The sequence below is a fragment of the Geomonas paludis genome, from assembly GCF_014193585.1.
GTDB classification, from domain to species: Bacteria; Desulfobacterota; Desulfuromonadia; order Geobacterales; family Geobacteraceae; genus Geomonas; species Geomonas paludis.
This window is the reverse complement of the sequence record NZ_BLXY01000003.1, coordinates 16,480-41,864: the sequence shown is the minus strand read 5'-3', so window position 1 is coordinate 41,864 and position 25,385 is coordinate 16,480. Positions and strand designations below refer to the sequence as shown.

Sequence of the window (25,385 nt, the reverse complement as noted above, 5' to 3'; positions counted from 1 at the left end):
TGCTTTGTTCTTTACGCCGCGACAGATGAAAAACTTTTAGCAGAGTTTTTTATTGACAAAGAAGGCACTCTAGAATATAAAGGGTGTCTCTTGACGCGGCGCAAAAGAGTCGCTGAGACAGCAGTAGGTATTTGACATTATTACAATAAAGAGCTTGGCGGTGTAGCTCAGCTGGTTAGAGCACACGGCTCATATCCGTGTTGTCCGGGGTTCAAGTCCCTGCACCGCCACCATACAAAAAGAGCCTTCCGGTTAATTCCGGAAGGCTCTTTTGCTTTGCAGCAGGGGACTGGCTCCGCCAGGTGCCTGTCCCCTTAGTGTTTTGGAAATGTGGCCGGGGGACTGGCTCCGCCAGGTGCCTGTCCCCTTAGTGTTTTGGAAAGGTGGCTGAGCAGAAAGAAGCGTTCCTCTAAAGGGGCAGGCACCTAACGGAGCCAGTCCCTTTTGCCGTAGAAGCCGGCTGCCATATCGTTCCCCATTGCGAAGCCGGAGGCATATCGTTCCCCCCTTGTGAAAGAGGGGACAGGGGGGATTTGCCTTTCATCTTCACGCCCACCGCAGAATCAAATCCAAAGATCAGGAATTTCCCTATCTTCACCCATTCTCATTGACGCCCCCGGGCCAAAGAGGGTATAAACGAAGTCCATCCCGAATCTTCTAAGAGGTCAGCATGACACCAGGAAGAGGAAACCCATCCTATTTTGGAGCCGCCAGTGCAACCTACCCGCACTGGCGGCTTTTTTAATGGGCGCACGCTTATCGCTGCGCCTTTACCGCAACCGCCGTCTCAACGACCGCAGTACATCCACCAGGAGGCACCATGTCCGACCCCGCAAATCTCTTCATCTGGATTGGTAACCACTACCTCTACCTTCTAGCCTTCGCCGCAGTCGTAATTCTGCTCTGGAACTCCATCGTCATCGTCGGCGGCAACGAGATCGCCCTCATCGAGCGGCGCTGGTTCGGCAGCAAGATGCCGCAGGGACGCGTCGTGGCCCTTGGCAACGAGGTCGGCATCCAGGCCCGCACCCTCGGCCCGGGACTGCACTTCCTCATCCCCTTCATCTACAAGGCGACCAAGAGCGTTTTCACCGAGATCCTCGAGAACGAGATCGGCCTCATCGAATCCGTGGACGGCACCTCCATCCCGTCCGGGCGCATTTTCGCCGCCGTCGTACCAGGCCACAACTCGTTCCAGGACGGCGAAGCCTTCATCCGAAACGGCGGCCAAAAGGGGCCGCAGATCGAGATACTTCCTCCGGGCAAATACCGCATCAACCCCTATCTCTTCAAGCTGACCAAGGGCAACGTAACAGAGATCAAGGATTTCGAAATCGGCATCGTCGAGTCCGTGGACGGCGTCGCCATCCCTGAGGGACGGATCTTCGCCCAGGCGGTGGAAGGGCATGCCTCGTACCAGAACGGCGAGGCCTTCATCAACAACGGCGGCCAGAAAGGCCCGCAGATCGAGATCATCCCTCCCGGCAACTACCGCATCAACCCGTACCTCTTCAAGGTGACCAAGAGCTCGGCGACCAAGATCGGCGACGGCGAGATCGGCCTGGTCGAATCGGCCGACGGTTCCGCCATCCCGGCCGGGCGCATCTTCGCCACCGTGGTCTCGGGACACAACTCCTTCCAATCCGGCCAGGACTTCATCATGAACGGCGGCCAGAAGGGACCCCAAACCGAGATCCTGCCGCCGGGCGTGTACCGTATCCACCCGAACCTTTTCAAGGTGACCAAGGCCGAGGCCGTGATCATCCAGAAAGGGGAGGTGGGCATGGTCACCGCCCAGGATGGCGCTCCCATTCCCATGGGGCGCCTGTTGGCCCAGAGCGTGCCAGGGCATTCGAACTTCGAGAATGGCGAAGCCTTCCTCAAGAACGGTGGCCAGAAGGGTCCGCAGATCGACGTGCTGCTCCCGGGTACCTACCGCATCAACCTGAACCTGTTCAACATCCAGGTCGCGTCGGCCGCCGTGGTCGAGGCGAACAAGATCGGTCTCGTCACCGCACTCGACGGCATTCCGTTGCCGGAGCGGGAGTATGTCGCCTCGCCCATCACCGGCCATAACGATTATCAGGACGGCTCGGCATTCCTGTTGAAGTATGGACAGCGCGGCCCGCAGCTCGACGTGTTGCGCCCGGGGACCTATTACATCAACCCGCTCATGTTCAGCGTCGCCATCGACGACGTGGCCGTTGTCGAGCGCGGGCAGGTCGGCGTCATCGTTTCCAACGTCGGGGAAGACCCGACCGAAGAAATGAAGAAACGCCTCGGATCCTCACAGACCGGCGCCTCGGAAGAAGAGGGGAAGGAGAAGTACGTCGTCCCCAAGGGGTTCCGCGGCATCCAGGAAGAAGTGGCCGGCCCGGGACGTTACTATCTCAACCGTCGCGCCTTCATGGCCTACATCATCGACACCACCAACATCACCATCGACTGGGACGACCAGGAAGACACCCGCTTCGACCAGTTGACCGTCATTTCCAAGGACGGTTTCCCGATCCAGGTATCCGTCAAGGTAGTCATCCGCGTCCGTCCCGACCAGGCGCCGTACATGGTGGCCAAGGTCGGCTCCATCGACAACTTGATCCAGCACGTCATCCATCCGATGATCGACTCCTCCTTCCGCAACCAGGCTTCCACCGCTTCGGCCATGAACTTCCTGCAGAGCCGTTCAGAGGAGCAGGCCAAGGCCGAATCCCGCGCCCGGATCGACCTGGAGAAGTATCACGTCGAGTGCGTCTCCGTACTGATCTGCCAGATAAAGCTCCCCGAGGACCTGATGCAGACCCAGACCAAGAGGATCATCGCCGAGCAGCAGCAGGAGATGTACAAGATGGAGCAGAAGAGCCAGGCGGAGCGAACCGAGATGGAGAAGATGCGCGCCACCGCCGACCAGCAGCCCACCCTTGTCGCCTCCGAGATCGCTGTGAAGGTGGCGACCCAGAAGAAAGCCGAGATGATTACGCTCGCGGAAGGTAACGCCGAGTCCAAGGCGCTGGAAGGGGCAGGTGAAGGGAAGCGGTTGAAGGCGATCGGCGATGGCGAAGCCTCCAAGATTGCCGCCATCGGCGAAGCCACCGCGCAAGCCTACAACAAGCAGCAGGAAGCCATCGGTGAAGAAGCCATCAAGCAGATCAAGATCGTCGAGTTGATCGCGGCCGCCATCCAGGAAGGCAAGATCAAGATCGTCCCCGACGTCCTCGTCACCGGCGGTGGCAATGCAGGCGACGGCCTGATGGGCCAGTTGAGCCGGCTCTTGCCCGGTGTCGACCTCACAGCGTTGGTGAACAAGCAGGCGGCGTTGCCGAAGACGTAAGAGACTAGAATGAGCTAGAGTGTAGGCAGGACACCTATAAGATGTAGAGTGTTCTCTAGACAGTCCCCAACTGGGGGAGACTATTGTCGGAAATATGAGGAGTATCATTGTGCTTAATGAAAGATTGTGGGGTGCATATTGCAATATTCTGGAGAATATAGATCCGAAGTTTCTAGATGCTAGAGTGCCCCACGGAAGTAGGCCAGAGGAACTCTCAGGCCTTTTTGTGACCAGCGTAAATGACGGGTACGCAGAGTCGAAAAACAAGATCATGATCGTAGGTAGTGAGACTGCTGGATGGAACGTTCTGACGAAAGGTGAACGGTTCAAGTGCTTAGAAAGCTATGTTCGCAGCAGCATGGACAAGCACAAAAGCTACTTTGAACGGGAACTTGGAGGTAAAAACTCGCGGGGGTATTCATTCCACAACTTCACAAGAGCGGTCGGTAAAAGATGTGGCAAGGAGGGGCTGATTTACTCCAACCTTTTCTGCTTTGACTGGAAAAAGGGCAGCCCGATAAATACTCCCCATTTTGACACCATCAGGCGCCATTCCGAACTTCTATTGAAGAAGCAAATCGAAATCCTGGAACCAGACATCATCATCTTTGCCAACGGCATGGTTTCTGTTCCCCATAGACGAGAATATTTTCCACTCAGCGAGTGTATAAACGGGCGGGATTATAGTGCCCAAGGGATTCCGAATCGTCATCTGTGGGAGTTTCAACTGCGCGGCAAGACCCGTAGCTTTCGAATTCATCATCCATCTGCACGTGCAAAGGCAGCAGCGGCTGCGCGAACATATCTGTTAAATCTTCTCCCTTCTGTTTAGGGGCATTGGCATCGGGGGGCGTAAGAAGTTGGGGTATTCAAAATCAAAATCTCAACCACGTCCCCCCGGTGCCATATTGGTGTAGTGTGTGTGACAGACAAGGAGAATACTTTGGACACTGTTACTTCCGTTGTTTACGCAGATACAGTGCTGAAATGCGAGCATTGTGGAGGTGAAGAATTCACTCTCGGTAAGATATCCCTTAGCACTTGGTGGGGTGCCACTTCTGCTCTGTTTTCTTCCGAAATACCCGTTTATGGATGCGTCAAGTGCAGTAAGCAGCACTGGTTCGGGCACCCCCCACAAAGTGTATTTACTAATACCAACTGTGTCAGATGTGACGCGAAGATGGCAGGGGGCTCAACTGTTTGTCCAGTTTGTGGTACAGAACTCGGATAGAGCATCGGCGGGGCGTTATGATTTTGACTTTCTTTGGCTATCCACTATGTTCAAGAAGTTAGCGTATTCAAAAAACAAAATCTCAACAACGTCCCCCCGGCTCAAAATCTCAACAACGTCCCCCCGGCTCAGAAGAAAGCCGAGATGATCACGCTCGCGGAAGGTAACGCCGAGTCCAAGGCGTTGGAAGGGGCAGGTGAAGGGAAGCGGTTGAAGGCGATCGGCGATGGCGAAGCCTCCAAGATTGCCGCCATCGGCGAAGCCACCGCGCAAGACTACAACAAGCAGCAGGAAGCCATCGGCGAAGAAGCCATCAAGCAGATCAAGATCGTCGAACTGATCGCCGCCGCCATCCAGGAAGGCAAGATCAAGATCGTCCCCGACGTCCTCGTCACCGGCGGCGGCAGTGCAGGAGACGGCTTAATGGGCCAGTTAAGCCGGCTCTTGCCCGGCGTCGATTTCACCGCCCTGGTGAACAAGCAGGCCGCGTTGCCGAAGGCGTAAACGCCGAAAAGAGCGGGAGTCGGTAGAACAGGTATAAGGTTGACTGAGTGGCTCGTTAAGGGGGCTGTTCAGGTCTGCAGTAAGTCCTTCAGAAACAGTTGAAAGTTATTTTTGTTTGCCTATTTCCTGATTATGAGGTCCGTACTAGGCACAAATGGAGATCACACATGAGTATTGAGCTAAACAATCCGCAAATACATATAAGAAACCTTCTTCTTCATCATGGCGCAGAAGTCACTGAGCCCAGTTGCGTGGAGAGCTTACTAAACTTCTTAGATCAAGAGGATCCATCACTAAAAGCTGCTATAGCAATCCAAACAATCGAGCGCCTTATCAATCCGCATCAGAAACCTGCCCTGCCCGAGACGTTGCAGCGTCTTTATCATTTTGAAGAAATGCTGAGGAGGCCACTACCTACTGCTGAACAAATCGACCCATTTTTTGAGGTCCAAAGGAAATCTCGTGATCACGTGATCCATGCACTAAACACATACTTACTGGGGCTGTTGCTGGTAAGGGAATTAAACATTCCAGCTATACCAGGGTTCTCATTCCAGTGGAAAATAACCTCCTTATTCCACGACATTGGGTATCCTTTTGAAATCGCACAGAAGCTTGTTGACCAATCTGTGGTTGATCCATTAAATACACTTGTCAACCCTGATATAAGAGGTCAAAAATATCTAGTCAAATATAATTTTTCACGTTTTAAGACTCTTACTACAAAAGAAAAGTCATTGGATTTGATGCAGGTGTTTTTGCAGGAGCAGTGGGGGCTTACCGTTAAAGCACAGAGCTTATATGCTAATATGCTTAGGTCGGGCAAGCTCAAACATGGAGTTGTTAGCTCCCTTCTCCTAATGGCTCATATTGATCTCTGCTATAAGAAGAACAACCCTTCCGATATTTATGAAGGAAACGACGAACAGGAAGTTTCATGGTCGAGACGAACTTTCCGTGAGAATATCATTCCTGCATGTGCAGCGATTATGTTGCACGATGCTCATAAAACCAATTTTGATCTAAATAAGATAGACAAAGACGTGGCTCCCTTACCTTGGCTTTTGCGAGTTTGTGATGCCCTTCAAGATTGGGATCGGCCAAGGGCTGGTAGCAGACAGGGTATCACAGCAGAAAACTACCTTATTGGTATCCATGATGGCTTCATCGACTTCAGATGCCCTCTAAGTCGTGTTAAAAGCATCTGGGAAGAAGACCTTGATCCAATCAAAGAGAAATGTATGAGTATTCATATAGCCCCGAATGACCAATAGCTTACACTGGGAGAGGTAGATAGGGTACGATGGGGTACTCAAAAAGTCGACAACGTCCCTCTTACTCACGTTTGCAAAAAAATATTACTGTTATGACTGTAAAATCGAAATATATATGTGTCCTGTAAGCGACCGCGATTTGACCGAAAGTATTATAAGTTTGGACATGTTATCCTCTGAGTTTGTTGGAAGCTAAGATTGAAGGTACAAAGATTCTAACTTGCAAGCGTGACCCCACGGTGGCGCAAAATTCATAATGAGAGGTGGGTATGAGACTAGAAAAAGTTGAAATAATAAAATACAAATCATGCGAGAAGACATTATTAAATATAAACGACACCTTGACAGCACTGATAGGGGTAAATGGATCAGGGAAAACAAGTATACTTTCTGCAATTAAGTTATTGAAAAGGATAACAGATAACAGATATCATTATTTCTCAAATAATTCAAAAAATTTGTTAGAAACGATTGTTGTAGCTGTTTTTACATATCAAAACATAAAGGTAGAACTTAAGTCTACTTTTGACTACGATATTGGTAGTCACTCTCAAGAAGAAATTGCATCGATTAAAACTGAATGGAGAATACAAAACATCTATCCTAAAAAATGGATAGATATACCTGTTGAAATTTTATTGTCGGAGTTTAGGTCGCATCGGCGTAGAACAATGAGCGATAAAATGTATTTAACATACAAAGCTTATGAAAAATTCAGAACTTTAAAAGATAACATACCTAAGGATTTTTTTGAATATGCTGCCAGAGCAATTGAGTTTATCGAATCTATTAATTATTACTCTGCTACGCAGTTCTCTGATCCACAAAGGTGTCCTACTTCAATTGAACTAGAAGCAAGAGAAGCCGATTCGGCTTATCGTTACAGTAAAAGAGCGACAGGCCCTCACTCTGCTTTTATTATGGATTTGGTAAATCTGCATAGAGAATCCCCTGATAAGTACATAAGATATTTAAACTTAATTGGACCTAGAGGTATAGGTCTCATAGATGATTTAGTTTTTGATGAGATTAATTTTAGCTCAGAAGAGATTAATGTGAAATCTGGTGGCAAAGTGGTCACGGATGTTAGGACGAAGTTTATCGTGGTACCAAAAATTTTACTTGGTAAAAAAATCTTGTCGTTTAACCAATTGTCTGAAGGTACGTTCAAAACGGCTGCTTTATTGTTTTACATTTTACATAAGCAAGACTCAGTGTTGCTTCTTGAAGAACCAGAGGTTTGTGTGCACCATGGCCTGCTTAGAAGCATCATATCTATTATCAAGGATGAATCGGATTTTAAGCAGATAATAATTTCGACTCATTCAGATTTCGTGTTGGACCAGTTAAAGCCAGAACATTTAGTCATTGTGTCTAGGTCAAACGAAAAAGGAACTACTGCGAAAACCTTAAGTAAAACTCTAACCAAAAACAATTACAAAGCGTTGCATGCCTATCTTGAAGAGGTTGGCAATCTTGGTGATTTTTGGAAGGAGGGAGGGTTCGATGAGTAAAGTAACGGTTGGTATTATAGCTGAAGATGACTCTGATGTTGAATGCGTCAAACACTTCGTTAGGCGCATTCATTCAACCCGCAAAATCGGTTTCAAGAAATATGTAGGTAATGGGTGCGGTAAAATTAGTAGGAAGGCAAACGCATGGGCCAACATGCTCAAAATGCAGGGTTGTGGGGCTATTATTCTACTTCATGATCTTGATAGGAACAACCTTACTGACCTCTATGATAAAATACACAAATCTTTTTCACCATCTCCTGTGAAAAAGTTTCTTATCTCAATACCTGTTGAAGAGTTAGAGGCTTGGCTGCTTGCAGATGAGGCTGCCTTTAATAGTGTATTTAACATTTCCCGGACAAATTATTTACCTCAACATCCCGAATCAATTAAGTCACCGAAAGAATTCATAAGGGACACCGTGAGAAAGGAAACTAATAGAAAGGTTGATTACATTAACACCAAGCATAATTCAAAATTAGCAGAGCGTATTGACATAAATATGATTAATACGAAGTGCACGTCCTTCCAGTCGTTTAAAAGTTTCGTGGATGCTATATAGCATCAGGGGCATGAGGCATGAGGGGACATTCTATAGTCTCCGCGTCAACTGAAAAACGAGTTCTTTGATAAATTGGCCAGTTACACCTGCTTGCCGGTCGTAGGACGCAACTCTCCCGTTGTTCTTTCTATATGGCGAGTTCTCTCACTTACGACGAATCCTGTGCAACAAGGGGACGCCCATGAAATTATGCGTTACCAATTGCCATACTCATGGAAGAAACGCATAAAACCATGGGCGTCCCTATGTCACACTCAAGTTATCACCACTCCCGAAGAGATTGAAGCGTTTCATGTCATTCGGGCCATTCTCCGCAATGTAGTTCCGACACGCCGTGTGTTTATGCGTGATGCACAGAGCTACTGCGCTATCCTGCTTGACGACAACAACAGGAAACCGATCTGCCGCCTACGGTTTAACAACAGCCAAAAGCTCTCAGTCGGAATTTTTAATGACAAGAAGGAAGAAGAGCGTATTGCAATAGAATCGGTAGATGACATCTACGAGCACTCTGATAAGTTGACAGGGGGACAGGGGGACAGGGGGACAGGGGGACAGGGGGACGCCCATGAAATTATGCGTTTCTCGGCCCTTCTGTGTCGACACAAACAGCCTTTCGGTTCCCGCCGTTAGGCTGTTTGCGTAATGGGAGCAAAAGTCGGTTCCGGCTAAGGCTGCGTGCCATCCTGAGCGTCTTCACCAAAAGATCGTAGAGGCTGTCCACGGCTTGGTCTTCTTGGGATGCCTGACTGCGATAGACACATACTTCCATCGGATGTAGGAAGGCAGGGGGAGGGCAGGGGGAGGGAGCTCCCCCTGCCGCGGGTACTGGCTAATCAAATAACTCGGTCAACCACGACTTGCGTTTGTGTCGGTCGTGCTCATTATGGCCGAAATGATGCTTATCCTCATAGTGCCGCTGGTTCTGGTCGGTCCGATAGGCTTGAGGCCCGCCGGTCGGAGGGGGGGGAGCAGCCGCTGCATATGACCTCTCCAGGATCTTGTCCAGTTCCCCCCTGTCGAGCCACACTCCGCGGCACTCTGGGCAGTAATCGATTTCAACTCCCTGCCGCTCCGTCATTTTGAGATCAACTCCAGTGCATATCGGGCATTTCATATCCTTTTCTCCTTTTACCTTTGATTGTTTGATGATGGCTCGGTTACCTTGCCACCGGTCCGGTCGTCTGCAGCACGGTTACGCGAGGCAAACTCGCGCGGTGGATGCCTGATGATGCATCCACCGATTGCTGCCGGGCAGGCAGTACAACCATCGCGCATAGATGACAACACTCATTGTGCCGATAGCGTTGTTCAGGTGGTCGAGCGGCTTGGCACAAATGCCATGCGATGTAATAAGGGTGTTGTCAGGTGCAAAGGGTGTTTTCGGGGCGGATTTCTGGAGGGACAAAAAAGGTGTCTATAATGCGAGGCAGCGCCAGGTATGGCTCGGAGGGCGGCTGACTGCGCACGACCGCAGAGCAGGGGGGAGGGACTGAGGAGGTAGGGAGATGGGCGCCACAGCAACAGGCTGTTTGGCAACTGTCCGAATCAATGTCCAGGAGACAGTCATTCAATTGAATGACAGCGGCGCTACTTTGCTGCGCATCTGTCGGAAACTCGTCGCAAGGGTGCCCGAAGCAGATGGCTGGCAGTGTCAGATAGGCCAGTATGAGGATTATGGAAATGGCTTTCACAACATGCCTCGCCTTTTCATTTCGGGTGAGGTGAATCATTAAGGCGCTACAATTGCCAATGCACTATAGTATAAAGCGGGCAAAATGCAAAGGGATGGAGCGGACTGGTTCCGCCAGGTGCCTGTCCCCTTGGCGCTTGGGAAACTGGCTGAGCTGAAAGGAGCGGCTCCCACATTGCTGGGCGTCATCGTTTTTGTTGCCGGCCCTCGAAACCTGTTATACGATCCTGGTCATCCAAAGTAGTCTTAGCGAGGTGTTCAGTATGACTCGGCTTAAACACGCTGTAGAAAGAGACCGGGCAAAGGTTGATGTGTTGGTCGCACAGGCCGGTCGGCTTGATGTATCGCTAGTGCTGTATCTTAAGCAGTAGGAAAGGCAGAAGATACTACATAGAGGAACCAGGGGGGGCGGAGTTCAAATCGACTAACAGCAGAAAACGGCGCAGGAATAGTTAACAAATCAACCTCCGTCACCTCAGTCTCCCTGTAGGGACGTAAAGGTAAAAGCTGAGGGCAGCCTTTCGGTTCCCGGCGAGAAGATGGATATCGAGCCATCGCGTACGGCAAAGCCTGTTTGGGAGGTCGAACTATGAGGGGGGCGGCAGGTCATGTGCAAAGGAGAAGCAAAAGTGGATAAAAAGCTCATCATCGATGTTGGCATGCATGTGGGCAAGGATAGCGAGTTTTACCTAAAGAAGGGGTTCAATGTTGTTGCTATTGAGGCGAATCCAGTACTTGTTGCCACGGCAAAAACTGCACTTGCTGAGTATGTGACATCCGGTCGTCTAATCATCCAAAATGTAGCCATCGCGCCTTATGAAGGAGAAATTGATTTCTTTGTAAACGCCAAGCATGATGACTGGGGTACGATTTCTAAAGAGTTTGCCGAAAGAAATGAGCGCCTTGGATCATCAAGCGAGGTGATCAAGGTCAAGTGCACTACCTTCGATAAAATCCTGCAAGATTTCAGCGTTCCGTATTATCTGAAAATTGATGTTGAAGGAGTGGATGCCCTTTGCCTTGAACAACTCTTTGCCAGTCCAGAGAGACCGCAGTATATATCAATTGAAGCCGGATTGACTTCTTTTGAAGAAACATTCAACGAGCTCTCATTGCTCTGGCGGTTGGGGTACCGCGATTTCAAGATTGTAAATCAAGCTCAGAACTATGCTGTGAGGTGCCCAAACCCTCCTGTCGAGGGTGACTATGTAGACTACCGCTTCGACGGGCTGTGTAGTGGCCCCTTTGGAGAGGAATCACCTGGTGAATGGATGGGGATCGAAGAGACATTCGCAAAGTACAAGAGGCTCTTATTGGAGCAGAAGTATTTCGGGGCAAACGGCAAATTTTACAATACCATTTTTCACAGAGTGTACGAAAGGCTCAAACGTGCTCCAGCAGGATGGTATGACTTTCACGCCAGGTTGGGAAGACCAAGTGGTACCAGGTAGGATAGCTTTCAAAGTCGAGGGGAGTGGCCCTGGTAACGCCCGGGACTATCCGACTGGAAGGTTTTGCGCCATTCGGTGGGGGTGACGTTGAATTTTGACCGGAAGTGCTGACGCAACGTGGCGGCGGACTGGAAGCCGACGAACTCGGCTATGGCTTCTATGGAGTGGCTGGTGGTCTCCAATAGCTCCTGGCTCCGCTGCAGACGCTCGCTCATGAGCCAGGCGCCGACGGACATGCCGGTGGCTTTCTGAAAGTGACGCGTGAAGGTGCGGCGACTCATCAGGCTGTAATCGGCCAGATCGTCCAGGCTGTGCACCTTGTCGAGGTTGTTGCGCAGATATTCCAGCAACCTGTTGACGTTGGCGTCGCGGGTGGAAAGGGGGACGGGCTGCTCGATGAACTGCGCCTGACCGCCTTCGCGGTGCGGCGGGATGACCATGCGCCGTGCAACTTTGTTGGCAATGGCCCGGCCATGTACCCGGTGCACCAGGTACAGGCAGCAATCGAGACCAGCCGCGGTTCCGGCCGAGGTCACCAGCCGGTCGTCTTCGACGTAGAGGGCGTTGGTGTCCAACTGCACGTTGGGGTAGCGGGCGACGAAGTCCTGCTCGAACTCCCAGTGTGTACCGGCCCGGCGCTGATCGAGCAGACCGGCGTAGGCAAGTACATAGGTCCCCAGGCAGAGTCCCACCACCAGCGCGCCCCGGTTGTACGCGGCAACCAGGGCGTCGAGCAACTCCTGATTCGGCCTCTCTGCGGGATCACGCCAGTACGGGACGATGACAATGTCCGCTTCCTCCAGAGCCTCCAGCCCGATGGACGTCTCGATGCTGAAGCCCTGGCGGGAGCGCAAGGTACCGGGCTCTCCCGCACAGATCTTCAAGTTGAAAAGCTTTTTACCGGGCAGAACGTCGCCGAAGATGATGCACGGCACCGAGAAGTGGAACGGGCTGAAGTGGTTGATGGCGACGACTGCAACAGACGGAACCGACATGTGATCCTCTTGCACTGCTCCGAAATTATCCGCACCTGATGAGGGTCACACCTCGCAGGTCTCCCCATCCTCAGGCACCAGCACTCGCTGTATCATGCCATTTCCCTTCAAGAAGTCACGCAATTCTTTCCGGGACAACACCGCATGGTTCATCGCCTCCATGTGGGTCGCTATGATGGTGGCGTCCGGCGCGGCTTTGTATACTTCATACACATCCTCTTTACCCATGATAATGGACCCGATCCCGATTATCTGGGCATCTCCGCAGTTCAGCACAATGACGCCCGGTGCGTACTTCTGCAGCGCGTCAGCCACATGCCGGTTCCAGACCGTGTCGCCGGCGAGATAGAGGGTTTTCTCGTCGGGATGCTGCAAGACCACTCCGCATACCTCTCCCAAGCGATCTCCCAGTTTCGCCATGGCCGCGTCGCTGCCATGCTGCCCCGATGTCTTGATGAGGGTGATGCCGGCGAATCCGGTTAGCTCCGTGAGCACGGTGACGGCAGTAAAGCCTGCCTCCTTTAGCCCGGCGGCATCTTTGTCATTTTGCGCGAAGATAGGAATGTCCTTCGGGATTCGGTTCTTGGCCGCCTCATCCCAGTGGTCGAGGTGGGTGTGGGTGACGATGACGGCGTCGACTTCGAGCAGCGTCTCCACAGGAACCGGCAGGTCCACCAGTGGGTTGCGCAGATGTTGGTTCACCGTTCCTGCAAAGGCCGGGTACGCCCCTTTCTCTGCCAGAACCGGGTCGATCAGAATTCTCTTGCCGCCATATTCGATCCTCGCTGTCGCGTTGCGAACTTGCATGAACTTCATCTCGTGCCTCCTTGGGTTGGTATGGGTGCATTATCGCCAATTGCACCAGCCCCTGCCAGTGGCCCGAGGGACATATGTCGATTGATTTGGGACAGTAACTTTTTCGAGTGTATCTGTCATATTCGGTTCGGTAAAGGTGAATCCTGGCGATCTAGCCCCACGGCGTCATTTCATCGCTAGATCCCGAGGAAGATTCGTTTGGTCTTTAGAGAGAGAAGGGGGGAGACGTTGAAAGGGGAGGTCCCCCCTGGCGGGATGCCAGGGGGGAAGTGGCAGATCAGACGATGGCACTCCCCCCACGGCCGCTTCTTGACAACCCCGCTCTGATCAGGAAACTTTAATGGCTTTTAACGTCTGACTGGAGGCATCATGGACAACCTCCTCGCTGCCCGTGCCCTCATGGGCGTTTCCTTTGTCTTTCACATCATCTATGCAACGCTGGGCATCGGGCTGCCCCTCTTGCTGATGCTCGCGGAAGGACTGGCATTGAAGACCGGTGATGAGAGCTGGCACCGGATCGCAAGACGGTGGGTCCTGCCGGCGGGCGTCGTCTTCGCCATCGGTGCGGTTTCCGGAACCATCCTCTCCTTCGAACTGGGACTGCTCTGGCCCCGGTTCATGGCCTTCAGCGGGGCCATGATCGGTTTGGCCTTCTCCATGGAAGGGTTCGCCTTCTTCACCGAGGCGATCTTTCTCTCCCTGTACTTTTACGGCGAACGACGGCTTTCCAGGCGCGCTCTGTTCCTTTGCACCATACCGCTCACCCTCGCCGCTGCCATCTCCGCCATCTTCGTCATCAGCGCCAACGGTTGGATGAACGCCCCGTCCGGCTTCCGGATGGTGAACGGCTCCCCCTCGGACGTGCTGCCGCTCAAGGCTTTTGCCAACCAGGCATGGCCGCACGAGGCGCTGCACGGGACTCTCGCCGCCTATGTCGCCACTTCCTTTGCCGTTGCCGGCTACTACGCTGCCCTGGTCCTCAGGGGGAGGGACGCTGCCGATGCGAAAAAGGCGCTGGTCTTGTCGCTCTCGGTCGCTGCCGTGACGGCGCCGCTCATGCTGGTGAGCGGTGACTGGGCCGCTGATTCGGTGGCCAAGTTCCAGAAGGCGAAGCTGGCGGCCATGGAGGCGCACTTCAAAACCTCGGCTGCCGCGCCCCTGGTGATCGGGGGGTGGCCGGACCCGGACACGGGGCAGGTCCTGTACGCCGTGCGCATCCCGAAGCTGCTGAGCCTTCTCGCCCACGACGACCCCAACGCCGTGGTACAGGGGCTCGACGCCTTTCCGCAGGGAACCACGCCCGATCCCAGGCTGGTGCATCCCTTCTTCGACCTGATGGTGGGCTCTTTCTTTGTCATGGCGACCGGTCTCGCCTGGTTCTGGTGGCTGCGCTGGCGCACAAAGTCGGTTCCCGACGGTCCACGCCTGCTGAAGTACCTCATTTTCGCCTCTCCCTTCGGCATCATCGCGCTGGAGAGCGGCTGGCTGGTGACGGAGTTCGGGCGGCAGCCCTGGGTGGTGCAGGGGTACCTGCGCACCTCCCAATCGGTGACCCCCAACAGCGGCGTCGTCTCGGTGTTGGTCACCTTCGTCGTGGTCTACTTCTGCCTGACCGCAGGGATGCTGACACTGCTGTTGCGGCACCAGGGGCGCCACGGGGAGGACGGGAAGGAGGTGGGACATGCCTGACCCGGTATCGCTGGCCGCGCTGGTGGCCGCTCTCGCCCTGGTGCTGTACGCGCTCTTCGGCGGCGCCGACTTCGGAGGCGGCATCTGGACCGCGTTCGCCTTCGGGCCACGGGCACGGGAGCAGCGGGAGGCGCTCTTCAATGCCATCGGGCCCGTGTGGGAGACCAACCATGTCTGGCTCATCTTCGTCGTGGTGACGCTGTTCACGGCCTTTCCGGCCGGCTTTTCCGCGTTGTTCATCGCCCTCATGACGCCGCTGGTGGTCGCCCTGGTGGGGATCAATTTCAGGGGCGCCGCCTACGCCTTCCGCCACTACGGGAGGGCCTCGGGGAGGGAGGTTCCCTTCAGCGCACGCGTTTTCGAGATCGCCAGCGTGCTCACCCCCTTTGCCTTGGGCATGGCGGTGTCGGCAACCGCCGCAGGGAGCATTACCATCGAAAACGACGTGGTCGCCACCGGCACAGCCGTCTGGCTCACCCCCTTTACCGTTATGGGGGGCGTGATCGCGCTCTGCATCTGTGCCTATCTTGCTCCGGTGTACATGACGGTCCGTGTGAGCGGGGCGCTGCAGGAGGATTTTCGCAACGCTTCGATGGCCGCCGGGGTGGCCCTCGGTGTCGTGACGGCGGTGATGATCCCGCTGGCCCTGCATACCGCCCCTGAGTTCTCCCACAGGCTGCTCGGGTCCTGGCCGATGCTCTGCGTGGTTCTCGCGGTACTGGCCGGGGTCACGACCCAGCTTTTGCTGCTGGTGAGGCGCTACCGGTTCGCCCAGGTTATGACCGGAGCCACCGTGACCCTTACCCTGGCCGGTTTCGCTGCCGCGCTCCATCCCGATCTCATCATACAGGAGATGCCGCTACGGGCTGCCGCTGCGCCGCGCAGTACGCTCATCGCCTACCTGACCGTGCTTCCCATCGGCGCCGCGATACTGGTTCCTTCGCTGTGGTTCCTGTACTGGACCTTCAGGGGAGAGCCGGCGCCGGAACTGCCGCCTGCCGGGAAGGAGCCGTGAGCGGGGCAACAGGAAAAGGTGTGAAAAATTTAACCTTTATGCTAACCTGAACTAGGCATTTTGCCCCAATCCTCGACACAAGGAGTGCAGCTATGAAAAGGATGCTTATCATAATCAGCATGGTGTTTACTGCGTTCGCCTCCGGGTGTGCCTCCCGTGAAGGAAGCGCGGTCGGCGGTGCATTGGGCGGCGCTGCGCTAGGCGTCGGCGGTTACGAGTACAGCGCACACAGGCAGATGCAACAGGTTGAAAACGATTACAAGGCTGGCAGGATTAACAAGAGAGAGTACGAGATTCGCAAGAACCAGATCGAGAAAGGTTCTCTGTTCCAAAGGTAGTGCTCTCTTAAATAGCATGTTCACGCAAAGCCACCCCAACGGGTGGCTTTTTGTTTGCCCAGGTCAAAATTTATAGTGCGGTATACAAACAAATATGGCATCCGTTGCTGAAAAATAGTAAAGTTGCAGGTCTTGTGACTCGACCAGGTTCAGAGACTGCTTTATTTCCAGGAGGGATCGATGAAGGAGTGTTGCACAGCGGACCAGCATGCGTCCGTTCTTAACCTGCCGCCGGTTCAGGGCCGCTGGCCCGGTTCCTGTTTTGTCTGTTCCGAGGGGCATCCCCACGGGCTTGGCCTTCGCTTTCGCCATACCGCCGACGGGGTCGCCTGTCTGACCACCGTCCCCGCGGGCTACTGCGGTTTCGACGGCATGGTGCACGGCGGGATCATATCCGCGCTGATGGACGAGGCGGCGGCCTACGCGCTTTTCGCCCGCCACGGCAGGTTAGGGGTGACCCGCGAAATCACCGTGCGCTTCCTCAAACCGGTCGCTACCGGCACCGAGATCCGGGTGGTGGGGCAGGTGCTGAAGTTCGATCCCCCTGAGGCGGAGGTGGCGATGGCGATTTACGATGCCGGCGGGCAGCGCCTCGCCGAGGGGCGCACCACGTGGTCCTTCCCGCGCCTGTCCCGGATTGCGGCCTTGGCCGGTGTCGAGGAGGACGTGCTGCAGAATTTCCTGGATGACTGCCAGAAGGTTTAGTTTAACCATTGCTTCAATGAGGAGGCTTTAGATGAGTGATTTGTTGATTCCCCGCACCCCTTCCGCTTTCGACTACCAGCTGCTGATCAAGAACATGCTGCTCTACCCGGTGGTGGACAACCCCGACCAGGAGATCGTCTACCGCGACCTCTACCGCGGCAACTACCGGCAGCTCAGGGAGCGGGTAGGGCGGGCCGCCAACATGCTGACCAGCCTCGGGGTGCGCCCCGGACAGACGGTCGCCGTGATGGACTGGGACAGCCACCGCTACCTGGAACTCTTCTTCGCTGTGCCCATGATCGGGGCCGTCCTGCATACCATCAACGTGCGCCTGTCGCCGGAGCAGATCCTGTACACCATCGACCACGCCGAGGACGACGTGCTGCTGGTGAACGCCGAGTTCCTTCCCATCCTGGAGCAGATCCGCGGCAGGATCGACAACGTGCGCACCTACATCCTGATCAGCGATGAGGAGGCCAAGGATGACGACACCGTCCCCTTCGCCGGCGAATACGAGGCGCTCCTGGCCCAGTCCTCGCCGCAGTTCGACTTCCCCGACCTGGACGAGAACACCAGGGCGACCACGTTCTACACCACCGGCACCACCGGCATGCCCAAGGGGGTCTACTTCAGCCACCGGCAGCTCGTGCTGCACACCATGGCCCTGATGACCACGCTCGGCACCGCCACCGCACACGGCTGTCTGCACCGTGACGACGTCTACATGCCGATCACGCCGATGTTCCACGTCCACGCCTGGGGCGTCCCCTATATCGCCACCATGCTGGGGCTGAAGCAGGTCTACCCGGGGCGCTACCTGCCGGAAACCCTGCTGGAGCTGAAGGAGAGGGAAGGGGCGACCTTCTCGCACTGCGTGCCGACCATCCTGCACATGCTTTTAAAGCACCCGCATGCGGCGCGGATGGATTTGAAGGGGTGGAAGCTCATCATCGGCGGGGCCGCCTTGTCGCGCAACCTTTGCGTGGAGGCGCTCAAGGCGGGGATGGATGTCTTCACCGGCTACGGCATGTCCGAGACCTGCCCCATCCTCACCATCTCCCAGTTGACGCCCGAGATGCTGGAACTCTCCCACGCGGAGCAGGCGGACATCCGCTGCAAGACCGGCCTCACGCTTCCCTTGGTGGACCTGCGCGTGGTCGACGCTGAACTCAAGGAACTGCCGCGCGACGGGGTGAGCGCCGGCAATGTGGTGGTGCGCTCCCCCTGGCTCACCCAGGGGTACCTCAAAGACCACAAGGCATCCGAGCGGCTCTGGGTGGGGGGATACCTGCACACCGGCGACGTTGCGGTGCGCGACGAGTTGGGCTACCTGCGCATCACCGACCGCAGCAAGGACGTCATCAAGGTGGCGGGCGAGTGGGTCTCCTCGCTGGAACTCGAGGACATCATCGCGCACCATCCCGCCGTGGCCGAGGTGGCCGTCATCGGCAAGGCCGACGAAAAGTGGGGCGAGCGCCCGCTGGCGCTGGTGGTGCCCAAGCCATCGTTCAAGATCACCGAGAAGGACATCTCCCACCACGTCAGGCAGTACGCCGACAAGGGTGTGGTCAGCAAGCAGGTGGTGCTGGTGAAGGTGAAGTTCGTCGATGCCATCGACAAGACCAGCGTCGGCAAGATCAACAAGGTGGCCCTGAGGGAGAAGTATCTAGGGTAGGGGCGACGGCTGGGGTGATCTCGTTCGATCTCCTTGATCTCGTTCCTAAGGTCCACCTTGGGAACGCAAACCCTCTCCGAAGCTCCAGCTTCCTTCGGATGCAAAGCTGGAGCATTGCGCCCATGGGGTTCCCAAGCTGGAGCTTGGGAACCAGGAATAGTATGAGGGAAAAGGGGAGACCGCGTCGTCGGTCTCCCCTTTTGTTTAAAGGCGTGGCACTAGCGGGTGGACAGCTCCGCCATGCAGTCGCTCCACACCTGCACCAGGGTGTCGATCTGGTCGTCGGTCGCCATGGGTGGGATGAGCATCATGTTGTGGAACGGGGTGATCAGTATCCCGCGGTTGGCCAGGTAGAGGTGGGTGTAGTAGATGAGCTCCCAGTCGAACTGCGCCTTGGCCTCGGATCCGTTCCTGGGCAGACGCGGCATGAACTGCAGTTCGCAGCGCGCCCCGCTCCTGGTTACGCTCCAGGGGATGTCGTACCGTTTCAAGGCCGCGTCGAGCCCGTCGGAAAGCCGGTTTTGCCCGGCGATCATCCGCTCGAAGGCCTCGTCGGTGGCGACGTGTTTCAAGGTGGCTTCCATGGCACGGATGGCGAACATGTTGCCGGACAGGGTGCCGCCGATTCCCATGGGGTCGGAGACGCTCTTTCTGCCGAAGGAGGCATTGATCCGGTCTGCGATCTCCCTGGTGAACCCGTACACCGCCACCGGGATGCCGCCGGCGATGGATTTGCCGAGGGTGACGAAGTCGGGCTTGAGGCCGTAGGCCGCCGTGTAGCCGCCGGGACCGGTGGAGAGGGTGTGGGTCTCGTCGATGACCAGGATGCTGCCGTACCTGGTGCAAAGCTCCCTGAGCGCCTGGTGATACCCTTGCGCCGGAAGCACCATGCCGCAGTTAGTCATGATCGGCTCGGCGAGGACGCAGGCCACGTCGCCGTGGGCCAGCTCCTTTTCCAGGGCGGCGACGTCGTTGAATTCGACCACACGGGTGAGCGCGTCCTTGGGGACGCCAGGGTTCATGTCGAAATCGGAACGGAGCTCAAGCTTACCGGTGGGGCCAATGTGTGGCAGGGTTTCGTCGATGGATCCGTGGTAGCACTCGTTCATCACCAGGACCTTGTGCCGTCCGGTGAGGGCGCGGCAGATCCTGAGCACGTAGCGGTTCGCCTCGGTGGCGGTCATGGCGACCTGCCAGAAGGGGAGGCCGAACCGGCGCCCGAGTTCGCTGCCGATGGCAAGCGCGCTCTCCGAGGGGAGCATGGTGGTGATGCCGTGGCGCACCTGGTCGGCGACCGCCGCGGCGGTCGGCTCGGGGGAGTGGCCGAACATGGCCCCGGTGTCCCCCAGGCAGAAGTCGAGGTACTCGTTGCCGTCGATGTCAGTGATCTTGTTACCCTGCGCCTTTTTTACGAATATCGGATGGGACGTGCCCCAGTCGCCCATCCACGGCATCGGAACACCGTTCAGGAGCATTTCGTGGGCACGCTCGAAGGTCTTTTGGGACGCGGGAGTGCGCTCCAGAAAGAGCCGGTTCTCGCGGTCCCTGAGCTCGACCAGCCGCGCATCGGAGACCACCCGGTAGGACGTCTTCATTTCAGTAATCATCGTTCCTCCCTTATTGTTCTTTGTTTTCCCGTCTGGCTCAGGCGAAGAGTCCTGCCATTTCCGGTTCGAATGCGTTCCAGACCCGCTTTTTCATCTCGTCGAGGAACTCCTGGGTGACGAAGCGGGGCAGGGTGATGTTCGGGTTCGGGTCGCTGAAGACCTGCTGCGGCAGGGTGTACTCGTCGTCCTGGTACCCCTGGCGCAGTTCCAGGGCGAGCCCCCTCAGGTAGGCGCGCCGTACCGCCGCGACGATCTCCTCGGAAGTGACCTCCAGGCCGGTCGCAGCCTTGACCGCCCGCACCACGAAGTCGTGCCCGAGACCGATCCCCACGAACTTGCACAGCCCGATCATGTCGTAACCCACCTGGAGCAGCCCTTGCTGCGTGATGGCGTTGACCCAATCGTTCATGCCCACTTTTCCCTCGCGGGCGACCATCATGTGGGTTCCCATGGACATGTGCCCGCCGGCGATGGCAAAGGCGTAGCCGGGGTTGGTTTCCGGGAGGTAGGCGGGGAGTTCCAGCCCCTTCACCTGCATGGCGTAGCCTGTTTCGCCCAGGCGTCTGGAGAGCCGCTGCACGCCATGGCCGATAAGGTCGCAACTGCCGTTACCGGTGGCAAGCACCAGCTCCCGCACCTTGTCGTAGTCGCCGAAGGTGGCACCGTTGAGGATGGTATCTTCCGGGTGGCGCGCGTTGTAGTCGAGGACGTAGGCTATGGTGGTGCCCAGGGATATGGCGTCCATGGCCAGGTTGTCGCACAGCCTGATCAGTTCGGCGACCTGCTCTCCGTCGTGGATGCCCAGGTTGGTGCCGAAGAGGTTCAGCGGCTCGAAGTCGAACTTGGCGATGAATTCGCCGGCGCTGCCGTCCTCGTTCTTGCGGTACAGGTTGTTGTGGCAGCGCACCCCGCAACGAAAGCAGGCTTCGCTGCGCACATGGAGCGACTTTTCCACGCTGTCGCGGTAAAGCCCCTCGATCCGCCTGCCTGCTATGGAGCGGAAGTTGTTTTCCGGCACCGCTTTGAAAACGTCCAGCACTTCCAGGTTGGCCCAGGTCCCGCCGCCGCCCCCCTGAGTCAGGGGCTGAAACCTGTTGGAGCCGCCCCCCTTAACCACGTCCCGGTTCACGTCCCTCATCTCCGCCGCGATGGGCGGGAGCCGGTCCTCGCTCTGCGCCACGATGGCGATTAGGTTCTTGTAGCCCATCATGCTCCCCATGCCGCCGCGACCGGCAAAGCGGCACTTGTCCTCGCCGGACTTCAGCTGGTTTTCCGTGCTGAGCGCGACGGCGCCCATCAGCACCTGCTGGTAGCGCTCTCCTGCGGGACCGATGGCGGCGAAATGCGCCTCCGGATATTCCTTTTGCAGGGCCATGATCTTGTCGTGGCTGCTGAGACCGAGCAGATGCCCGGCGGGTTTGAGTTCCGCTTCCGGCCCGTTTGCCCCGGCGCGGAAGACGGCGTAGACCGGCTCCTCGGCGCGCCCCTCGAAGACCACCTCGTCGATGCCGGTCCACTTGAGCTTGCTGCCGAACTTGCCGCTTGCGGCGGACCACATGGCTGCGGGAAGCCCCTTGTGGGACTGCTTGAGCGGGCTGTAGGCGGAAAAGTAGCTGCGCAGCCCGGTCATCACGTTGCTGCCGGTAAGGAGCCCTGTGTTGAGGATGAGCGGGTTCTCCGGCGTATATGCCTGTTGCACCGGCCGCGTGGCCAGCATCTGGAACGACCTGCCGAAGCCGCCCAGCACCTCCTCCAGGTTGCGGCAGGGTATCTCTTCCATGGTTATGGTGCCGTCTCCGAGGTAGACCGTGCAGCGGTTGTAGAGTACCGCGGACGGGTCGCTCCCCGGGGTAGTGGTGGTAAATCTCATCTCTTGACCTCTTTTTGATTGTTTTGGTGTGCAGGTTCGCCAGCCAGGCGTTGTCAGGCCGACAACCGTTTCAGGTGCGCCTCCAGGAGCTCACGGTAGCCGTCGCTCTCCTTTTCGCCGCGGTAGACCATGGAAGATGCGATCTCGCTGGAAAGGATGGCGTACTTGTACTTGGGCGGCAGCCCCTTGGTCCGCATCCGGTATCCCGGCCTGTCGGCGAGCATGCCGGGCAGGTGGGCGAGGATGGCCTTTCGGTACAGTGGCCGGTCGCACAGCTGCGGGTGCTTCTGGAAGAAGTTGAACAGCGTCGCGTACTGGGCATTGATCTCGGTGCTGATGGCGTCGGAGATCTCGGTAAAGAGCTGCGCGCCGCCGGCCTCGCGGTGGCGGCGGAAGATGAGCCGCGCCTCGTCCTCGGCCCTCTTGTTCAGGATACGGATCACGTCGCGGACGTAGGGTTCCTTCTGCTCCAGAAACTCCTTCTCCGACAACAGCAGGTTGGCTATGATCTCGTACGAGGAGGAGATGACCCCGCACTTGTTGGCGGAGGCGTCCCGCATCAGCACGATGCCGCGTTTTTGCAGCTCGACTCGCGCCTTGGGGGTGATGAAGGAGTTGGCCCCCTCAACGATGGCGCGGGTGAGCGGGGTGCCGTCTTCGGCGAAGAAGCGATCGCAGTCGTGCTCCCGGACCGTTTCCGGCCGGCCGCCCGCGGGTATGAAGAGATCCGCCGCCACGGTGAACACCAGCGAGTTGTATTCGCGGTAGAACTCGTCGTTGGAGATCCAGAGCTCCTTGAGCCCATCCTGGTCGCGCATGACCTTGCAGTAGAGCTCCTTCATCCCGTCACGGCGGGTCCGGTTGCGGTAGAGGATGAAGCCGCCCGGATGCAGGGCGCCGGCGTCGAAGGCGTCGATGTCGGACTGCAGCACGACCCTGCCCAGGGCGTCGCGGTCGGCTCCGGCCGGGTCGTAGAGCGCGCCGGTGCCGTCGATGATGAGCCTGATGGCGACCTTGGGACAGCGCTCCAGCAGAAGGCGCATGGAGTTGCCGGCCACGTCGCCGTTGGGGCCGCCGGTGAACTTCACCGAGAACGGGTCGCGGTGCATGTCGATGCCCAGTTCGGCCATGGTGATCTCGGCGAAGCGGATCACCCCCGCCGAGGTGACGCCGTACTCCTTGTGGTTGATGCCCACCTTCTTGCTGGACATGATCCCGATGCCCAGGAGATAGCCGCGGCGCACCGACTGGGCCGCCACCAGCTCGACCATGGCGTCGTGCATGTTCTCGTCGGGCCCCAGTTCGATGGGCTCGTCCTCGCCGTAGTAGTCAACCACGCGCGGGTCTTTCGCTTTTCCCTTCTCGGTCACGAAAATGTCCAGGAAGGCGTTGATCAGCGAGTACTGCAGCTTGTACAGGCGCTGGGTGACCAGGTCGCGATCCTGGATTCCGGCCGCATCCAGCACGACCACCATCTTGGACCCTCCCTCGTAGATGTCCTTGTTCTTGAGGTGCTGGGTGTGGGCGAGCACGTAGTTTTCGCGGAAGAGCGAGTTGGCGCAGGTCACGTAATCGTCGCGGCCGTTGGTGATCAGCGTGCGCCAGCCGCCGCGGGCGATGTCGGAGAAGCCTATGTGGTAGCCCAGCCCGTAGCGGGCATGGAAATAGGTGATCCTGAACGGGCGCTCGGGGGGGAGGTCCGCCGAGAACTTGGGCTCCATCTCGGACATGTAGCCCGGGTCGAGGCGGAACGCGAGGGCGCTTTTCTCCAGCACGTAGAAGTTGGTCTTCAGCGTGTAGCGTATGAAGAGCAGCGCGCAGCGGAAGATGGTGCGCCGGAACTCGTCCAAAAAGCCGTGCCCGGTGTTGTAGCTGTCCACGACCCGCGTGGTTTCCTCCAGCACCGCGGCGTAGTGCGCCTCGCGGTCGGCGACGGCCGGATCGAAGCGGGCGCGGAAGAGCTTCACCAGTTGCTGCGCGATGTCGGGGTGGTTGTGGAAGGCGCGCATGATCCCTTCCAGGTCGAAGCTGTCCGGATGGGTGTGCGCCAGGTTGGTGTGGCAAAAACCGATCATGGCGTTGACCAGCAGCGCATCCTCGCCGCTCATCACCCCCTTGACCACGAGCTCGGCGTAGGATGGTGAGGCGGTGGAGAGTATCTGGGTATTGTAGAGCTCGCTTTGCAGCCGCAGGAACAGTTCCGAGCCCCGGGTGACCTCGGCGCCGTCGCGGGTGGTCACGTAGAAGTTGCCGAGGAAGTAGGGGTGGATCTCGTTGCTGATGGTAAGGCAGTAGGCCCGCTTCACGCTAACTTCGAGGCGGTTGAACACCTCCATTATCTGCTGCAGGAAGTCGCGCTGGGGTGGGTTGCCGACCGCGAACATGAGCCGGGTCTCGCCGGTGTTGGCGGGCTCGGCGTCGAGGTAGACCCCGCTGTTGTTTCTGGTGTGCTGGAACAGCGCCAGCGTGCGCGCCACGCGGGTGGCTGGGGAGATGCGCACGTAGTCCTGGTTGTTGATCCAGAGGATGTTGAGGAGGTAATCGAGCCTCTTATGGTCGAAACCCGGGTAGTCGCGTTTGAGGGCCGCCGCGATGCGGCGCCTGATGGCGGTGGGGGCCTTGTCGTTGCTTGCCGCCACCTCCTGGGGCGTCTTGCGGTCGAACTCGAAGCGCTGCAGTTCCAGGTGGTGCTCCGAGTCTGGGAGCGGCCCATTGGAGACGGCGAAATGGGCGTAGGAGATCTCGCGCTCCTTCAAGGTGCGCAGCGTCTCGTACAGCGAGCCGGGGCGGTTGAGGACTGCCTGGATCAGCATCCGGTCGCGGTCTGCCAGGATCATGCGTCGGTTGCGGGACAGGTTGTGCAGCCCGTCGGCCAGGATGGCGATGGCGTCAATCTCCTCCTGCATGGTGATGAAGAAGTAGGGATGGATTCGGGAGTGAATCCATGCGAGGTTCCGGTCGGCGAGAAAGCGGTTCTGCTTCATGACGCGCTGCACCTTCCCCGAAATGCGGTCATCAACAATATCCATCGGTAACTCCCCTAGTACGGCCAGTGGCCGGGATGAAATGGCAACGCTGCCATCTTGATGCCTGTCTTTGCGCGACACCTGGGTTCGGA

19 protein-coding genes and 1 tRNA gene are annotated in these 25,385 nt (G+C 56.9%); 14 read left to right on the top strand and 6 right to left on the bottom strand.

Annotated elements, in window-relative coordinates:
- The first annotated feature begins 156 nt into the window (after positions 1-156).
- The 7 genes from H7687_RS10135 (at position 157) to H7687_RS10105 (ending at position 8,413) form a co-directional block, all read left to right on the top strand.
- A tRNA-Met gene (locus tag H7687_RS10135) sits at positions 157-233 on the top strand.
- 587 nt (positions 234-820) lie between these two features.
- Positions 821-3,328 carry an SPFH domain-containing protein gene (locus H7687_RS10130; protein WP_246404775.1) on the top strand — a complete coding sequence of 836 codons (2,508 nt, stop codon included), beginning with the start codon at positions 821-823 and terminating at the stop codon, positions 3,326-3,328.
- A gap of 109 nt (positions 3,329-3,437) precedes the next feature.
- Entirely contained in the window at positions 3,438-4,160 is a 723-nt protein-coding gene (locus H7687_RS10125) for a hypothetical protein (RefSeq protein ID WP_183346958.1), read from the top strand.
- 543 nt (positions 4,161-4,703) lie between these two features.
- On the top strand, positions 4,704-5,063 hold the full coding sequence (locus H7687_RS10120) for a hypothetical protein (RefSeq protein WP_246404773.1): 360 nt from the start codon (positions 4,704-4,706) through the stop codon (positions 5,061-5,063).
- 167 nt (positions 5,064-5,230) lie between these two features.
- Positions 5,231-6,337 carry a hypothetical protein gene (locus H7687_RS10115; protein WP_183346957.1) on the top strand — a complete coding sequence of 369 codons (1,107 nt, stop codon included), beginning with the start codon at positions 5,231-5,233 and terminating at the stop codon, positions 6,335-6,337.
- 269 nt (positions 6,338-6,606) lie between these two features.
- Positions 6,607-7,851, top strand: a complete 1,245-nt coding sequence (locus tag H7687_RS10110; protein WP_183346956.1) for an AAA family ATPase — start codon at positions 6,607-6,609, stop codon at positions 7,849-7,851.
- On the top strand, positions 7,844-8,413 hold the full coding sequence (locus H7687_RS10105; RefSeq protein ID WP_183346955.1) for a DUF4276 family protein: 570 nt from the start codon (positions 7,844-7,846) through the stop codon (positions 8,411-8,413). The genes H7687_RS10110 and H7687_RS10105 overlap by 8 nt, the downstream gene beginning before the upstream one ends.
- A gap of 832 nt (positions 8,414-9,245) precedes the next feature.
- Here the strand turns inward: H7687_RS10105 and H7687_RS10100 are convergent.
- Complete coding sequence (locus H7687_RS10100) at positions 9,246-9,494, bottom strand: TFIIB-type zinc ribbon-containing protein (protein WP_246404806.1); 249 nt, start codon at positions 9,492-9,494, stop codon at positions 9,246-9,248.
- 427 nt (positions 9,495-9,921) lie between these two features.
- Here H7687_RS10100 and H7687_RS10095 point away from each other — a divergent pair, with 427 nt between their 5' ends.
- Both H7687_RS10095 and H7687_RS10090 read left to right on the top strand, forming a co-directional pair.
- Entirely contained in the window at positions 9,922-10,149 is a 228-nt protein-coding gene (locus H7687_RS10095) for a hypothetical protein (RefSeq protein ID WP_183346953.1), read from the top strand.
- Positions 10,150-10,735: 586 nt separating this feature from the next.
- Positions 10,736-11,557 carry an FkbM family methyltransferase gene (locus tag H7687_RS10090; protein ID WP_183346952.1) on the top strand — a complete coding sequence of 274 codons (822 nt, stop codon included), beginning with the start codon at positions 10,736-10,738 and terminating at the stop codon, positions 11,555-11,557.
- Positions 11,558-11,565: 8 nt separating this feature from the next.
- On the opposite strand, the gene H7687_RS10085 is transcribed toward H7687_RS10090, so the two are convergent.
- Positions 11,566-12,552 carry a GlxA family transcriptional regulator gene (locus H7687_RS10085; RefSeq protein ID WP_183346951.1) on the bottom strand — a complete coding sequence of 329 codons (987 nt, stop codon included), beginning with the start codon at positions 12,550-12,552 and terminating at the stop codon, positions 11,566-11,568.
- Positions 12,553-12,597: 45 nt separating this feature from the next.
- Positions 12,598-13,368: an MBL fold metallo-hydrolase gene (locus tag H7687_RS10080; RefSeq protein ID WP_183346950.1), complete on the bottom strand. Its 771-nt coding sequence runs from the start codon at positions 13,366-13,368 to the stop codon at positions 12,598-12,600.
- A 369-nt stretch (positions 13,369-13,737) separates the two neighbouring features.
- Here H7687_RS10080 and H7687_RS10075 point away from each other — a divergent pair, with 369 nt between their 5' ends.
- The 5 genes from H7687_RS10075 (at position 13,738) to H7687_RS10055 (ending at position 18,790) form a co-directional block, all read left to right on the top strand.
- Positions 13,738-15,057: a cytochrome ubiquinol oxidase subunit I gene (locus H7687_RS10075; protein WP_183346949.1), complete on the top strand. Its 1,320-nt coding sequence runs from the start codon at positions 13,738-13,740 to the stop codon at positions 15,055-15,057.
- On the top strand, positions 15,050-16,072 hold the full coding sequence (locus H7687_RS10070) for a cytochrome d ubiquinol oxidase subunit II (RefSeq protein ID WP_183346948.1): 1,023 nt from the start codon (positions 15,050-15,052) through the stop codon (positions 16,070-16,072). Before H7687_RS10075 ends, H7687_RS10070 begins: the two co-directional genes overlap by 8 nt.
- A 92-nt stretch (positions 16,073-16,164) precedes the next feature.
- Positions 16,165-16,410, top strand: coding sequence for a hypothetical protein (locus H7687_RS10065; protein WP_183346947.1), 246 nt, complete (start codon positions 16,165-16,167; stop codon positions 16,408-16,410).
- A 180-nt stretch (positions 16,411-16,590) separates the two neighbouring features.
- Positions 16,591-17,115, top strand: coding sequence for a PaaI family thioesterase (locus H7687_RS10060; protein ID WP_183346946.1), 525 nt, complete (start codon positions 16,591-16,593; stop codon positions 17,113-17,115).
- 31 nt (positions 17,116-17,146) lie between these two features.
- Positions 17,147-18,790, top strand: a complete 1,644-nt coding sequence (locus H7687_RS10055; RefSeq protein WP_183346945.1) for a fatty acid--CoA ligase — start codon at positions 17,147-17,149, stop codon at positions 18,788-18,790.
- Between the two features lie 218 nt (positions 18,791-19,008).
- Here the strand turns inward: H7687_RS10055 and H7687_RS10050 are convergent, their stop codons facing one another.
- The 3 genes from H7687_RS10050 to H7687_RS10040 are packed head-to-tail and all read right to left on the bottom strand — an operon-like array spanning position 19,009 to position 25,251.
- A complete protein-coding gene (locus H7687_RS10050; protein ID WP_198424628.1) occupies positions 19,009-20,397 on the bottom strand; it encodes an aspartate aminotransferase family protein in 1,389 nt (462 codons plus the stop codon).
- A gap of 37 nt (positions 20,398-20,434) precedes the next feature.
- Positions 20,435-22,267, bottom strand: coding sequence for an aldehyde ferredoxin oxidoreductase C-terminal domain-containing protein (locus tag H7687_RS10045; RefSeq protein ID WP_183346944.1), 1,833 nt, complete (start codon positions 22,265-22,267; stop codon positions 20,435-20,437).
- A 53-nt stretch (positions 22,268-22,320) separates the two neighbouring features.
- On the bottom strand, positions 22,321-25,251 hold the full coding sequence (locus H7687_RS10040) for an NAD-glutamate dehydrogenase domain-containing protein (protein ID WP_246404804.1): 2,931 nt from the start codon (positions 25,249-25,251) through the stop codon (positions 22,321-22,323).
- Positions 25,252-25,385 lie beyond the last annotated feature (134 nt).

Coding starts and splice junctions, on each gene's coding strand:
- H7687_RS10130 (WP_246404775.1), top strand. CDS start 821: ATGTCCGACCCCGCAAATCTCTTCATCTGGATTGGTAACCACTACCTC.
- H7687_RS10120 (WP_246404773.1), top strand. CDS start 4,704: ATGATCACGCTCGCGGAAGGTAACGCCGAGTCCAAGGCGTTGGAAGGG.
- H7687_RS10115 (WP_183346957.1), top strand. CDS start 5,231: ATGAGTATTGAGCTAAACAATCCGCAAATACATATAAGAAACCTTCTT.
- H7687_RS10110 (WP_183346956.1), top strand. CDS start 6,607: ATGAGACTAGAAAAAGTTGAAATAATAAAATACAAATCATGCGAGAAG.
- H7687_RS10105 (WP_183346955.1), top strand. CDS start 7,844: ATGAGTAAAGTAACGGTTGGTATTATAGCTGAAGATGACTCTGATGTT.
- H7687_RS10100 (WP_246404806.1), bottom strand. CDS start 9,494: ATGACGGAGCGGCAGGGAGTTGAAATCGATTACTGCCCAGAGTGCCGC.
- H7687_RS10095 (WP_183346953.1), top strand. CDS start 9,922: ATGGGCGCCACAGCAACAGGCTGTTTGGCAACTGTCCGAATCAATGTC.
- H7687_RS10085 (WP_183346951.1), bottom strand. CDS start 12,552: ATGTCGGTTCCGTCTGTTGCAGTCGTCGCCATCAACCACTTCAGCCCG.
- H7687_RS10080 (WP_183346950.1), bottom strand. CDS start 13,368: ATGAAGTTCATGCAAGTTCGCAACGCGACAGCGAGGATCGAATATGGC.
- H7687_RS10075 (WP_183346949.1), top strand. CDS start 13,738: ATGGACAACCTCCTCGCTGCCCGTGCCCTCATGGGCGTTTCCTTTGTC.
- H7687_RS10070 (WP_183346948.1), top strand. CDS start 15,050: ATGCCTGACCCGGTATCGCTGGCCGCGCTGGTGGCCGCTCTCGCCCTG.
- H7687_RS10065 (WP_183346947.1), top strand. CDS start 16,165: ATGAAAAGGATGCTTATCATAATCAGCATGGTGTTTACTGCGTTCGCC.
- H7687_RS10060 (WP_183346946.1), top strand. CDS start 16,591: ATGAAGGAGTGTTGCACAGCGGACCAGCATGCGTCCGTTCTTAACCTG.
- H7687_RS10055 (WP_183346945.1), top strand. CDS start 17,147: ATGAGTGATTTGTTGATTCCCCGCACCCCTTCCGCTTTCGACTACCAG.
- H7687_RS10050 (WP_198424628.1), bottom strand. CDS start 20,397: ATGATTACTGAAATGAAGACGTCCTACCGGGTGGTCTCCGATGCGCGG.
- H7687_RS10045 (WP_183346944.1), bottom strand. CDS start 22,267: ATGAGATTTACCACCACTACCCCGGGGAGCGACCCGTCCGCGGTACTC.
- H7687_RS10040 (WP_246404804.1), bottom strand. CDS start 25,251: ATGAAGCAGAACCGCTTTCTCGCCGACCGGAACCTCGCATGGATTCAC.